This is a genomic window from Nocardioides sp. CF8 (assembly GCF_000389985.1).
Classification (GTDB): Bacteria; Actinomycetota; Actinomycetes; order Propionibacteriales; family Nocardioidaceae; genus Nocardioides; species Nocardioides allogilvus.
Window position 1 is genome coordinate 3353309 of sequence record NZ_CM001852.1, and the last position, 12012, is coordinate 3365320.

Sequence of the window (12012 nt, forward strand, 5' to 3'; positions counted from 1 at the left end):
GTGCCACGCGCGAACTCGGGTACGGGTCTGGTTGATCACAGTGTGAACACGAAAAAGAAAAATGTGTGCGACACGTTTGATTGGTCCCACACCTGGGTATCCGAGCGGCGCTGGACTATCCACGATCAGTCCACCCCGAAAGAACACCTTGCCACTGAGCCACGAACCGTTGTCACTGTCGCAAACCCCGCGTGCGGCCGCCGACGCGAGGCGCTGGGTCGCGCACATTTGTCGCGAGCTGGGCCGCGACGACCTGGTGGAGTGCGCCGAGGTGGGCACCGCTGAGCTCGTGGCCAACGCGATCCTGCACGGCGCGGCTCCGATCTCGGTGCGGGTGCGTGGCACCGCCACCCACCCACGGATCGAGGTCCTCGACGGCTCGCCCGTGGCGCCCGTCCCCGCCGCCACGACCATCGACTCCGACGACTTCCTCGCGACCTTCGGTCGCGGCCTCTCGATGGTCGCCATGTCCGCCGTCGCGTGGGGTGCCTCGATGGAGGACGACGGCAAGGTCGTCTGGTTCGAGCCCGCGGCGGGCGTCGGCGACACCGCAGCGGCCGACCCCGTCTTCGACAGCCACGCCGAGCCCGATGTGGAGTCGCACAGCGACCAGGCCGTCGCCGTACGCCTCCTCGGGGTGGACGTGGCCCTGGCGACGGCGCTCGGTCGCCAGTACGCCGACCTGCGCCGTGAGCTGCGGCTGCTGGCCGTCGCCCACCAGGACGCCTACCCGCTGGCAGCCAACCTGTCGGCGATGTTCGCCAGCTACGAGCGCCAGATCCCGCGCGAAGTGCACTTCGCCGTCAAGCGCGCCCGTCGGGCGGGCAAGGCACGGATCGACCTCGACGTCACGATCGAGCCGGAGGCCGCGCCGATCCTCCGGACCATGCTCGAGATGTTCGACCTCGCCGACGCCTTCTGCAAGGCCGAGCGACTGCTCTCGATCCAGCGCACGCCCGAGCAGCGCGCGTTCCACGTCTGGCACCTCACCGAGTACATCCGCCAGATCGACGGGGAGCCGCCGATCAGCTTCCGCCCCGACCAGACCCGGACATCCGGCGACCAGCGGGTCTCGTGACCACACCCGCCGCGCCCGCCCGCTCGGGCGCGATCGAGGGCGTCCTGCCGCTGGTCGTCGTGGCGGTGGGCGGCGCCGTCGGCGCCCTGCTCCGGTGGGGCCTGGGCGAGGTCGCCAACCCGGCCGCGACGTTCCCGTGGGTGACCTTGGCCATCAACGTCGCGGGCTGCTTCGTGCTCGCGGCTGCACCGGCCGTCAGCGCCGTACACCGATCGCCGGGCTGGATGCTGTTCCTGGGTCCCGGTGTGCTCGGAGGGTTCACGACCGTGTCGTCGTGGGCCTTCGAGACACGTGGGCTCGCCGCCGACGGCCAGCTCGCGTGGGCAGGGGCGTACGTCGCCGGCACGCTGCTCGCCTGCCTGGCGGCCGCCTCCTTCGGCCGGTTCGTCGTGCGCCGGGCACTCGGTGACGCATGGTGACGGCCCTGCTCGTCGCGCTCGGAGCGGCGATCGGAGCACCGTTGCGCTACCTGTGGTCACAGGCCCTCGACGACCGCTGGCCCCTCGGCACGCTGCTGGTCAACATCATCGGGTCCGGGCTGGCGGGGGTGTTCGCCGCGCTCGCCATGAGCGACCACGGGTGGGCGCTGGCCGTGACGGGCTTCTGCGGTGCCCTGACGTCCTACTCCGCCTTCGCCGTCCAGGCCGTCGACCGCGGCCCCCGCCTCGGTGGTGCGTACGCCGCCGCGACGGCCGTCTCCTCGATCGCGGCGTGCGCTGTCGGCTTCGCGCTCGTCGGCGCCCTGTGACCCGTTCCGATCAGGCGTAGCCGAGCTCGTCGAGTCGCGCGTCGTCGATGCCGAAGTGGTGGGCGATCTCGTGCACGACGGTGATGCGCACCTCGTCGGCGAGCTCCTCCGGGGTCGCGCACATCTCGAGGAGGTTGGCGCGGAACAGCAGGATCCGGTCGGGCAGGTCCCCGGCGTGGTTGGCGCCGCGCTCCGTCAGTGCGACCCCGTCGTAGATGCCCAGGATGTCGGGGTCCTCCGGCGGCGCCTGCTCCTCGACGAGGACGACGACGTTGTCGACCCGCGTGGCGATCTCGACGGGCAGGGCGTCGAGCGCTTCGTCGACGAGCCGGTCGAACTCGGCGTGGGACATCTGCAGGGGCATGGCGCCAGCCTAGGGAGTGGGAAATGACGAACGCCCCGGATCAGTGATCCGGGGCGTTTCGTTGGCGACCCTGACGAGACTCGAACTCGCGACCTCCGCCGTGACAGGGCGGCGCGCTAACCAACTGCGCTACAGGGCCATGGTGAAGATTTGTGGTGCTGCCGCACACGAGGTGAAGCGGTGGAACTCTAACCCATCCTCTGCCGCGCCTCACAATCGAGGCGATTCACTGCGATGAGCCGCACCCCCAACGGGATTCGAACCCGTGCTACCGCCGTGAAAGGGCGACGTCCTAGGCCGCTAGACGATGGGGGCCTGCCTGGCAGGACGTGGTCCGTGAGGCGTCGTACAGCATAGGGCCAGGGCGGGGAGCCACCCAAAACAGAGGGTCGCTGGACAACTCGGTCGCGATGGCGTCTCTCTCGCGGATAGCCTCGTTCGGTGAGCACCCAGGTGAAGCCGTTGCGGTTCCTCGTCGTGGACGACACCGACGACCTGCGGGACCTGATGGCGCGCATGGTCGTCCGGCTGGGCCACCTCGCCGACGAGGCTGTCGACGGCGTCGAGGCACTCGAGGCGCTCCAGCGGCAGTCCTACGACTTCCTGCTCCTCGACCTGTCCATGCCGCGGATGGGCGGCGAGGACGTCGTCCGCTGGCTCAACGAGCACACCGAGCACGCCACCGGCCTGCGCGTGGTCGTCATCACTGCCTGGGCCGGTGAACGCCGGGCCGTCCTGCAGGAGCTCGGCGTCACGACCATGTTGCAGAAGCCGCTGCGCACCCAGCAGCTGCGAGACCTCATCGCCGAGGCCGCGGGAGAGACTCGCAGCTAGCCGCAAAGAGCCGTAAAGTTCGCGTAGGGCCTTTCCGGGGGGTCCGGACCACGCGTCGGCCTCGGCCCCGAGCCCGGCGTAACTCCAGGAGAGGGACGACCATCATGAGCAAGTTCATGCAGCGCCGGACGGCCAAGCGCATCGCCAACCAGATGAACGCCATCTACGCCTGGCGGGCAGCGGGCGACCGCCCCTGACCTCTTCCCACGGCGAGCGGCGCCCCTGCCCGGTCGCACGGATCCAGAGCGCCGAGGCGGCCGGTGGCCGCCTCGGTGCGGTTCTCGGCGCCCCGAGGGCGCGGGGGACGACACGACTCGGCCCGGGTGGGCCCTGGCTGGCCACGTCGCCCGAGCAGGCCAAGCGGGTGCTCATGGACACCGCAGTGTTCGACTTCGCGACCAACGTCTCGCGCGGCACGGACCTGTCGGCGAGCAGCGCCGACACCAGGAGCGGTCACCACGTCCACCAAACCCTGACCCCGGCGCAGGTCGAGCGGGGCCGGGCCGTCTTCGTCCGCGAGTGGGGTGCGGCCCTGACGGCGCTGCCGACCCACGAGGCGCGAGCCGGCTTCGAGGCGATGGAGCTGTTGCGTCGCCCGGTGGCACGCGCGACGTGCGCGGCCGTGCTCGAGGACCTGGATGCCGCTGTCCGCGACGAGGTCGCGGACCTCGTCCTGGGCTGGATCGATGCCCTGGCTCCGGTGATCTCGGGTCGCCGCGCCCCGGGCCGCTGGAGCCGTCGGCGGCGCGTGGAGCAGCGGGCACGCCTGGCCCTGAACGAGAGGCTGTCCGCCGTACTCGCCGCTCGGGGTGCCCACGACACACCGCCGGTGGTCGCGACCATGCTGGCGGCCGGCATCCAGGTGCCCATCGCCGCCGGCGCCTGGCTGCTGGTGCACCTGGCTGCCCGGCCCGACGAGGCCTGCGACCCCGACCACGCCGTCTGGGAGGCCCTGCGCCTGGCCCCGCCGACCTGGATCACCGCGCGGGTCACGACGGCCCGTGTCGAGCTGGGCGGCGAGGTGTTGTCGGCCGGTGAGCTGGTGCTGGTCAGTCCCCTGCTCCTCGGGCGACTTCCGCACCTGGCTCCCGAGGAACCTGCCGACCTCGCGACCTTCTGTCCCGAGCGCTGGCGCCGCGACGACATCAGGCCCGGGGCGTGGCTGCCCTTCGGCGCCGGACCCCACGCCTGCCCGGGCCGCACCCTCGGCCTGGGCCTGCTCCGCGACCTGGCCGCTTGGGCGCAGGAACAGGGGCTGGCCCTGGCAGCGCCCGTCACCATCGACCAGAGCAGGGGCATCCTGCCCAGTCCCGCCCACATCACGTGCGCGGCTCCGACACAATGAGGACATGACCGGCTCCCCCGCACTGCAGGACGTGCCGATGGGTGCAGCGGTCTCGCCCTCGGCGGCTCGGCTGGTGACGATGATCGTCGACACCGGCACCTCGCTCGACCTGGTCTTCACGCTGGTCGCCCACCACCTGCTCACCGAGCCGAGGGTCGACGTCGTCACCATCGCGCTGACGACCTTCGCCCCCGATGACGAGACGGGGTGGACCCACCTGGGCGAGCGTGCGTGGGTGAACGAGTGGTTGAGCCCGACCGCGACGTGCTCCATCCTGCCGCCGCCCGGCGCCGGTCCCGAGGCCGCACTGTCGATGCCCTGGGTGTCGCAGCGAGCTCGTCGGGGCGTGCTCACCATCGCCGACGTCGACGGCCTGCCGCCCGAGGCCGACGAGGACCGCCGGGAGATCGCCGGCTTCGGCATCAGCAGCATGGTGGTCGGCACCCAGATCCAGGACGGCGTGATGTTCGGCAGCCTGGCCGTGGGCAGCACGGGCGCCGGTCTGTGGCCCTCGGAGCTGGTGGCGGACTTCCGGTTGCTCAACGCCGCACTCACCTCGCGGATAGCGCTCGAGCAGGCACGCCACTCCCTCGCCGAGGCGGTCGCGGTCGGCGCCCAGAGCAGGGAGGGCCAGCAGCACTTCCTCGCCTCGATCGGCCACGAGCTGCGCACCCCGCTGACGGCCATCATCGGCTACACCGAGATGTTGGTGGAAGAGGCCGAGGATCTCGACGACGTGCCCTTCGCCGCTGCTGTCACCCGCGACGGAGGCGTGATCCTGCGGGCGTGCGACCAGCTGATGGCGGTCCTCGAGGACCTGCTGACCGCCGGACGTGCGGTGGGCGATGCCGACCTCCGGACCACGGTGGACGTCCGGTCCGCGGTCGCCGACGTCCTGCACTGGCACCGCACTGCCGCGCGCACCGCCGGCGTCCACCTCACGAGCACCGTGACGGACGGGCAGACGGTGTGGGCGCACCCCTCGGGCCTGCGGCAGGTGCTGGCCAACCTCGTGGGCAACGCCGTGGTGCACAACGGCCCACAGGGGGAGGTCGTGGTCTCCACCGAGAGCCTGCGCGGGGAGTCCGGCGAGGCCCGGCTGCGGGTGATCGTGCGCGACACCGGTCCCGGGATGACGTCGGAGCAGCTCGCGCAGGCCTTCGAGCCGTTCGTCCGCTTCGCCAGGCCCGCCGTCAAGGGCACCGGCCTGGGCCTGTCGCTCTCCCGCTCGATCGCGGAGCGCGACGGCGGGACGATCGGTGCCGAATCGAGGATCGGCAGCGGCTCCGCCTTCTGGGTCGAGCTGCCGGTGGATCCGGGCAGGCAGCACCCCTAGCGCCCGCCGCGTCCGCTGCCCGACCGATTCCGCAGGGGGCATGGCGCTCATGTAACATTCCACCCGCTTGGCCAGGTAGCTCAGTTGGTACGAGCGACCGACTGAAAATCGGTAGGTCGGCGGTTCGACCCCGCCCCTGGCCACACGCAGGACGAAGCGCCCGATCGCGTCCCGATCGGGCGCTTCGTTGCGTTGCGCCGCTGCTGGCAGACTCTGCGGGTGCTCCCCCGCTTCGAGATCGTGCGCCGGTTGCGGCCGGTGTCGCTGATCGTCCCGGGAGCCGAGGTGGACATCGCGCCGGGCGAGATCGTCCTGCTCCCGCAGCCCTCTCCCAGCGTCGCGATCGTCGTCGAGCCCGACCACCGTGCCGCGGCGGCCTTCCACCTCGGTGGCATGCGGCTCGGCATCGACCTCGTCGGGGGCCGCGTCGTGCTGGCGCTCACCCGGGGCCACGACACCCGCCAGCTGCGCAGCCGCCGGCACGGCACGGTCTCGTCGCCCGCGACACGGCTGGCCCTCACGCTGACCGGTACGCACCTGACGGCGCTGACCGAGGAGGCCGGCCAGTGGGTGGCCCGCGCCCGGATCGACCTCACCGACCGGGTCGACCTACGCGATCCCGACGTGCTCGCGCACCTCCGGGTCGAGGGCCACGGCGCGCGGGTCCAGGCCGGCCCCTTCGGGCAGCTCGGCCTGCGCGACCTCCGACTCGTGACCGAGCGCGACGGAACGCCGGTGCGCGACGCCGACCGCCTGCTGCTGAGCGCGACGTCCGCGGGGCCCGGCTTCTTCGACACCGCGCACACCTCGGTCTGGAGCCTCGATCCCGACTCGTTGGACCTCCGGCACCGCAGCGACCTGTTCTTCCGGCGTCCCGACAAGCCCGGGGTGTACGGCGACCACGCCACCCACGTCGTCCGCGACGGCGACACCTGGCTGGTCGCGACCAGCACGTGGGGGGACTTCCGCCAGGACGACCCGACGAGGTCGGTGCGTGCGACCCTCGCGCGGACCACGGCCGACGTGCTCAGCGGAGCACACGTGCTGGACACCGAGGAGCTGGCGCTGCCCACCGACGGCTTCACCTCCGTCGGCGTCTGGGATCCGCACCTCGTGCACACCGGCGAGGAGTGGTTGGTCGGCTTCGCGAGCGCGCGGAAGTTCTTCAGGTTCCACCCGGCGCTCGCGAGCGGACCAGCGCTCGACCGGTTGACGCTGCGCGGGGCAGCCGCCGACCGTCGCGCCACCGAGGGCACCACGATCCTGCGCGTCGGGGACGAGTGGCGGGTGCTGGCCAGCGACGGGCGTGACGGGCGGCGCGGCCAGCGGGCCCGCTACCCGGTGTTCGACCTGTCGATGACCGAGGTGGGCGAGCTGGCGGCGCCGTACCCCACGAACCTGCCGTGGCCGACGCTGGCGCACACCGACCGCGGCTGGCTGATGATCACCTTCAACGGCGTCCCGGCGACGGGACCGCTCGTCGGCTACGGCACGCACGGAGACCTCGTCGTGCAACGGGAGGTCCGACCGGATTAACCTTGGTGTGACGGCGGACACCACCCATGTGATCGCCGACCAGGTCGCACACCCCGCGACCGCACTCACCCACACCAAAAGGACAGCACCCATGTCTGTAGACGTATTCGAGGTCGGCCACGAGCACGAGCAGGTGGTCTTCGCCAACGACGCGGCCACCGGGCTCAAGGCGATCATCGCGATCCACTCCACCGCTCTCGGTCCGGCGCTCGGCGGCACCCGCTTCTATCCCTATGCGTCCACGGACGCCGCGATCGAGGACGTCCTCAACCTCTCGCGCGGGATGTCCTACAAGGCCGCGCTCGCCGGGCTCGACCTGGGCGGCGGCAAGGCGGTCATCATCGGCGACCCGGCCACGCTGAAGTCCGAGGGGCTGCTGCGCGCCTACGGCCGCTTCGTGCAGTCACTGAACGGTCGCTACTACACCGCCTGCGACGTGGGCACGTTCTCGGAAGACATGGACGACATCGCGCGCGAGTGCTCCTACGTCACGGGTCGGACCGTGGCGCACGGTGGCGCCGGGGACAGCTCGGTGCTGACGGCGTACGGCGTGTTCCAGGGCATGCGTGCGGCCGCAGAGCAGGTCTGGGGCGAGCCCACGCTGGCCGGTCGCACCGTCGGCGTGGCCGGGGTCGGCAAGGTCGGGCGCCACCTCGTGCGGCACCTCGTCGAGGACGGCGCCAGCGTCGTCATCACCGACGTCCACCAGCCCTCGGTCGACGCGGTGCGCGCGGACCTCCCGCAGGTGCAGGCGGTCGCCGACACGGCGGCGCTCGTGGCGTCGCCGCTCGACGTCTACGCGCCCTGTGCCCTCGGCGGCGCACTCACCGACGAGGTGGTCGACGTGCTGAGCGCGAAGATCGTCTGCGGCGCGGCCAACAACCAGCTCGCGCACCCCGGCGTGGAGAAGCAGCTCGAGGACCGCGGGATCCTCTACGCCCCCGACTACTGCGTGAACTCGGGTGGTCTGATCCAGGTCGCCGACGAGCTCGAGGGCTTCTCCTTCGAGCGCGCGCAGCAGCGTGCGAGCGGCATCTTCGACACCACCCGGGCGGTCTTCGAACTGGCGCGCGCCGACGGCGTGCCGCCCGCGATCGCCGCGGACCGGCTGGCCGAACGCCGCATGCGCGACGTGGGTCGCCTGCGCGGTGTCTGGCTGCCCTGACGAGAGCGCGACACAAGCGTCAACCGGACGGAGCGACGACTCGCTTCGTCCGGTTGCCGCGTGCGGTGTCAGGCCTCGGTGAGCGAGGTCAGTCGCGCGAGGGCTCGATGACGTCGGACCACTTCTCGAGCACCTCAGGATCGACCTGCTCGTCCTTCTTGCCACTGTCGCCGTGCAACTCACTGGCGAGCGCCCCGAAGTCCGTCTCGTGAGTGCGGTACTTCAGGTCGCGTGCGACCTTCGTCTGCTTGGCTTTAGCTCGGCCGCGCCCCATAGGGTCAGCCCCCTCGCAAATCGGCCGGGGCAACGATGGCTCCCGGGCTGTCCATAAGAATTTCTCGTAGGCACAACGCTACCTGCTCCCTGGGTGTTCCCGCACGCCAGGGGCTGTGAAACGCCGATAAAGCCCGTGATTGGGCTCAGTGGTGGTCGCCGGTGAGCGTGACCCGGCCTTCGCCGCCCTCACTGACCTCGCCGGCGACCCAGGTCGGGATGCCGTGACCGGCGAGCAGCTCGACCGCTGCGTCGACCGAATCGGGCGTCATCATCGCGACCATGCCGACGCCACAGTTGAGGGTGGCCTCCAGGTCCTCACGGGAGACGTTGCCGACCTCGCCGACCAGTGAGAACACGGGCGGGAGGCTCCAGGTGGTGCGGTCGATGGTCGCGCCGAGCTCGACCGGCATGACCCGCTCGAGGTTGGCGGCCAGGCCACCACCGGTGACGTGGGACATCGCGTGCACGCCGCCGGCGGCCGCGAGGTCCAGGCAGGCCTTGGCATAGATGCGGGTGGGCTCGAGGAGCTCCTCGCCGAGGGTGCGACCGAGGACGTCGACGTCCTTGTCCAGCGCCCAGCCGGCCGTGTTGAGCAGCACGTGGCGCACGAGGGAGTAGCCGTTGGAGTGCAGGCCGCTCGAGCCCATGGCGAGCACCACGTCGCCGGGGCGGACGCGACCGGGGCCCAGCAGGTTGTCGGCCTCCACGACGCCTGTGGCGGCCCCCGCGACGTCGTACTCGTCGGGGTCGAGGAGGCCGGGGTGCTCGGCCGTCTCGCCGCCGATGAGGGCACACCCGGCGACGACACAGGCCTCCGCGATGCCCTTGACGATCGCGGCGATGCGCTCGGGCACGACCCGGCCGGTGGCGATGTAGTCGGTCATGAACAGCGGTTCGGCGCCGCACACGACGAGGTCGTCGACGACCATGCCGACGAGGTCGAAGCCGATGGTGTCGTGGACGTCCATCTGCTGCGCGATCGCGACCTTGGTGCCGACGCCGTCGGTCGAGGTGGCGAGGAGCGGGTGGGCGTACTTCGTCAGCGCGCTCGCGTCGAAGAGACCGGCGAACCCACCGAGGCCGCCGATCATCTCGGGGCGACGGGCCTTCTCGACCCAGCCCTTCATCAGGTCGATGGCTCGATCTGCCGCCTCGATGGAGACACCGGCAGCCGCGTAGGCGTTCTCGGACTGGGGCTCGGTCACGTCAGTTCTCCACTCACTGTGTTGCGGCTCAGGGGTTGTTGAGGACCGGCAGCGCCGTCGCGTTGACCGGCGTCTCGAGGAGGTGCTTGCCCAGCCGATCGGCGTCCGGGAGCTCGATCGGGTAGACGCCGTCGAAGCAGGCGCGGCACAGGTCGGGCTTGGGCACCGACGTCGCCTCGATGAGGTCGTCGAGGTCGATGTAGCCCAGCGAGTCGGCGTCGATCGAGCGACAGATCTCGTCGTTGCTCAGCCCGTTGGCGATCAGCTCTGCGCGGGTCGCGAAGTCGATGCCGTAGAAGCACGGCCACTTGACGGGCGGCGACGCGATCCGGACGTGCACCTCGGCCGCGCCGGCCTCCCGCAGCATCCGCACCAGCGAGCGCTGGGTGTTGCCGCGCACGATCGAGTCGTCGACGACGACCAGGCGCTTGCCCTCGATCACGTCGCGCAGCGGGTTGAGCTTGAGCCGGATGCCGAGCTGGCGGATCGTCTGGCTCGGCTGGATGAAGGTGCGCCCGACGTAGGAGTTCTTCACGAGCCCCATGCCGTAGGGGATGCCCGAGGCCTCGGCGTAGCCGATCGCGCTCGGCGTCCCGGACTCCGGGACGGGGATCACCAGGTCGGCGTCGGCCGGGAAGGCCTTGGCGAGACGGCGACCGATCTCGACGCGCACGCTGTGCATGCGCTGACCGGTCATGATCGTGTCCGGCCGCGCGAGGTAGACGAACTCGAACAGGCAGTGCTTCGGAGCGGCCTCGGCGAAGCGCTGCGTGCGCAGGCCCTCCTCGTCGACCGCGATCAGCTCGCCCGGCTCGATCTCGCGGATGAAGGAGGCACCGACGATGTCGAGGGCGGCGGTCTCCGAGGCGACGACCCAGCCCCGCTCCAGCCGGCCCAGGACGAGCGGTCGGATGCCTTGCGGGTCGCGAGCGGCGTACAACGTGTGCTCGTCCATCCACACGAAGGAGAAGGCGCCCTGGATCTGGGGCAGCAGGTCGACGGCCCGCTCCTCGACGGTCTGGCCGGGGTGGTGGGCCAGCAGCTGGGTGACGACGGAGGTGTCGTTGGTGCTCGCCGGCGGCATCCGCATCTGCAGGTCGAGGTGGCCCTCGACCTCGTCGTCGATCACCATCTGCGCGAGGTCGGCGGTGTTGATGAGGTTGCCGTTGTGGGCCAGCGCGATGGAGCCGGTCGCCGTCGGGTGGAAGGTCGGCTGGGCGTTGTGCCAGGTCGAGGCGCCGGTGGTGGAGTAGCGCGCGTGGCCGACCGCGAGGTGGCCCTTGAGCGACTCCAGCGTCGACTCGTCGAAGACCTGGGACACGAGGCCCATGTCCTTGTAGACGAGGATCTGGCGACCGTTGCTGACCGCGATGCCGGCCGACTCCTGACCGCGGTGCTGGAGCGCGTAGAGGCCGAAGTAGCTGAGCTTGGCGACGTCCTCACCGGGCGCCCAGACTCCGAAGACTCCGCAGGCGTCCTGCGGGCCCTGGTCATGGGGATCGAGGGCCGCGGTCAAACGGCCGTCGCCGCCCTTGCGGTGCGAGGAGGCGTAGGGCACGGACGTCAGTCTACGGGCCCGTGCCGGGTGTCCCGAATCGACCGGGCGGGGTGGACGGTCACCGCGCCTGCGTCACATCTTCGTCGCGCCGTCGCGGACCGCAGACCGGATGCGGGTGTAGGTGCCGCAGCGGCAGATGTTGCGGATCGTGTCGAGGTCGGCGTCGGTGATGGTCCTGCCCTCGCGCTTGGTCTTGTTGACCAGCGCGACGGCCGCCATGATCTGGCCGGGCTGGCAGTAGCCGCACTGCGGGACGTCGCGGGCCAGCCACGCCTCCTGCATCGGGTGCAGGCCGTTCTGGCCGCGCTTGACGGCCGGGACCGCCTCGGGGAGGCCCTCGATCGTGGTCACCTTGTCGCCGGGCTGGAGGTCTCCGACTGGTACGGCGCAGGGGTTGAACGCACGGCCGTTGATGTGCGAGGTGCAGGCCTTGCACACGTTGATGCCGCAGCCGTACTTGGGACCGGTGACGCCCAGGACGTCACGCAGCACCCACAGCAGGCGCACGTCGTCCTCGACGTCGACGGTCACGGACTCCCCGTTGAGGATGAAGGTCTGTTCAGGCAT

13 protein-coding genes and 3 tRNA genes are annotated in these 12012 nt (G+C 71.0%); 9 read left to right on the plus strand and 7 right to left on the minus strand.

The window, feature by feature from the left end:
- Nucleotides 1–169: 169 nt before the first annotated feature.
- The 3 genes from CF8_RS22615 to CF8_RS16380 are packed head-to-tail and all read left to right on the plus strand — an operon-like array spanning nt 170 to nt 1826.
- Nucleotides 170–1078: an ATP-binding protein gene (locus CF8_RS22615; RefSeq protein ID WP_198016868.1), complete on the plus strand. Its 909-nt coding sequence runs from the start codon at nt 170–172 to the stop codon at nt 1076–1078.
- Nucleotides 1075–1497 (plus strand): fluoride efflux transporter FluC, encoded by a 423-nt coding sequence (locus CF8_RS16375; RefSeq protein ID WP_010834216.1) that lies wholly within the window; start codon nt 1075–1077, stop codon nt 1495–1497. Before CF8_RS22615 ends, CF8_RS16375 begins: the two co-directional genes overlap by 4 nt.
- Nucleotides 1494–1826 carry a fluoride efflux transporter FluC gene (locus tag CF8_RS16380; RefSeq protein ID WP_036493414.1) on the plus strand — a complete coding sequence of 111 codons (333 nt, stop codon included), beginning with the start codon at nt 1494–1496 and terminating at the stop codon, nt 1824–1826. The genes CF8_RS16375 and CF8_RS16380 overlap by 4 nt, the downstream gene beginning before the upstream one ends.
- A gap of 10 nt (nt 1827–1836) precedes the next feature.
- Here the strand turns inward: CF8_RS16380 and CF8_RS16385 are convergent, their stop codons facing one another.
- The 3 genes from CF8_RS16385 to CF8_RS16395 form a co-directional block, all read right to left on the minus strand.
- Nucleotides 1837–2190 (minus strand): metallopeptidase family protein, encoded by a 354-nt coding sequence (locus CF8_RS16385; protein WP_010834218.1) that lies wholly within the window; start codon nt 2188–2190, stop codon nt 1837–1839.
- A 62-nt stretch (nt 2191–2252) separates the two neighbouring features.
- Nucleotides 2253–2329 (minus strand) — tRNA-Asp (locus CF8_RS16390).
- A 103-nt stretch (nt 2330–2432) separates the two neighbouring features.
- A tRNA-Glu gene (locus tag CF8_RS16395) sits at nt 2433–2505 on the minus strand.
- Between the two features lie 126 nt (nt 2506–2631).
- Between CF8_RS16395 and CF8_RS16400 the strand changes: the two genes are divergently transcribed.
- The 6 genes from CF8_RS16400 to CF8_RS16425 all read left to right on the plus strand — a co-directional run bounded on the left by CF8_RS16400 (nt 2632) and on the right by CF8_RS16425 (nt 8406).
- Nucleotides 2632–3024 carry a response regulator gene (locus CF8_RS16400; RefSeq protein WP_010834219.1) on the plus strand — a complete coding sequence of 131 codons (393 nt, stop codon included), beginning with the start codon at nt 2632–2634 and terminating at the stop codon, nt 3022–3024.
- A 370-nt stretch (nt 3025–3394) separates the two neighbouring features.
- Nucleotides 3395–4369, plus strand: a complete 975-nt coding sequence (locus CF8_RS16405; RefSeq protein ID WP_010834220.1) for a cytochrome P450 — start codon at nt 3395–3397, stop codon at nt 4367–4369.
- Between the two features lie 4 nt (nt 4370–4373).
- Nucleotides 4374–5705, plus strand: a complete 1332-nt coding sequence (locus CF8_RS21135; protein ID WP_010834221.1) for a sensor histidine kinase — start codon at nt 4374–4376, stop codon at nt 5703–5705.
- Nucleotides 5706–5774: 69 nt separating this feature from the next.
- Nucleotides 5775–5848: transfer RNA gene (locus CF8_RS16415), tRNA-Phe, on the plus strand.
- Nucleotides 5849–5924: 76 nt separating this feature from the next.
- Nucleotides 5925–7241 (plus strand): hypothetical protein, encoded by a 1317-nt coding sequence (locus CF8_RS16420; protein WP_010834222.1) that lies wholly within the window; start codon nt 5925–5927, stop codon nt 7239–7241.
- A 91-nt stretch (nt 7242–7332) separates the two neighbouring features.
- Complete coding sequence (locus CF8_RS16425) at nt 7333–8406, plus strand: Glu/Leu/Phe/Val family dehydrogenase (protein ID WP_036491284.1); 1074 nt, start codon at nt 7333–7335, stop codon at nt 8404–8406.
- An 88-nt stretch (nt 8407–8494) separates the two neighbouring features.
- Here CF8_RS16425 and CF8_RS16430 read toward each other — a convergent pair whose 3' ends face one another.
- From CF8_RS16430 to CF8_RS16445, 4 genes are all read right to left on the minus strand, one after another.
- Nucleotides 8495–8680 carry a DUF3073 domain-containing protein gene (locus CF8_RS16430; RefSeq protein ID WP_036491285.1) on the minus strand — a complete coding sequence of 62 codons (186 nt, stop codon included), beginning with the start codon at nt 8678–8680 and terminating at the stop codon, nt 8495–8497.
- Nucleotides 8681–8825: 145 nt separating this feature from the next.
- Nucleotides 8826–9887, minus strand: coding sequence for a phosphoribosylformylglycinamidine cyclo-ligase (gene purM, locus CF8_RS16435; protein WP_010834224.1), 1062 nt, complete (start codon nt 9885–9887; stop codon nt 8826–8828).
- Between the two features lie 28 nt (nt 9888–9915).
- Entirely contained in the window at nt 9916–11445 is a 1530-nt protein-coding gene (gene purF, locus CF8_RS16440) for an amidophosphoribosyltransferase (protein WP_010834225.1), read from the minus strand.
- 72 nt (nt 11446–11517) lie between these two features.
- The gene (locus CF8_RS16445) at nt 11518–12012 is read right to left on the minus strand and encodes a (2Fe-2S)-binding protein (protein ID WP_010834226.1); all 495 of its coding nucleotides are present in this window, start codon (nt 12010–12012) and stop codon (nt 11518–11520) included.

Excerpts from the sequence above, each read along its gene's own strand:
- CF8_RS16385 (WP_010834218.1), bottom strand. The coding sequence starts at position 2,190 with ATGCCCCTGCAGATGTCCCACGCCGAGTTCGACCGGCTCGTCGACGAA.
- CF8_RS16405 (WP_010834220.1), top strand. The coding sequence starts at position 3,395 with ATGGACACCGCAGTGTTCGACTTCGCGACCAACGTCTCGCGCGGCACG.
- CF8_RS21135 (WP_010834221.1), top strand. The coding sequence starts at position 4,374 with ATGACCGGCTCCCCCGCACTGCAGGACGTGCCGATGGGTGCAGCGGTC.
- CF8_RS16425 (WP_036491284.1), top strand. The coding sequence starts at position 7,333 with ATGTCTGTAGACGTATTCGAGGTCGGCCACGAGCACGAGCAGGTGGTC.
- CF8_RS16430 (WP_036491285.1), bottom strand. The coding sequence starts at position 8,680 with ATGGGGCGCGGCCGAGCTAAAGCCAAGCAGACGAAGGTCGCACGCGAC.
- CF8_RS16445 (WP_010834226.1), bottom strand. The coding sequence starts at position 12,012 with ATGCCTGAACAGACCTTCATCCTCAACGGGGAGTCCGTGACCGTCGAC.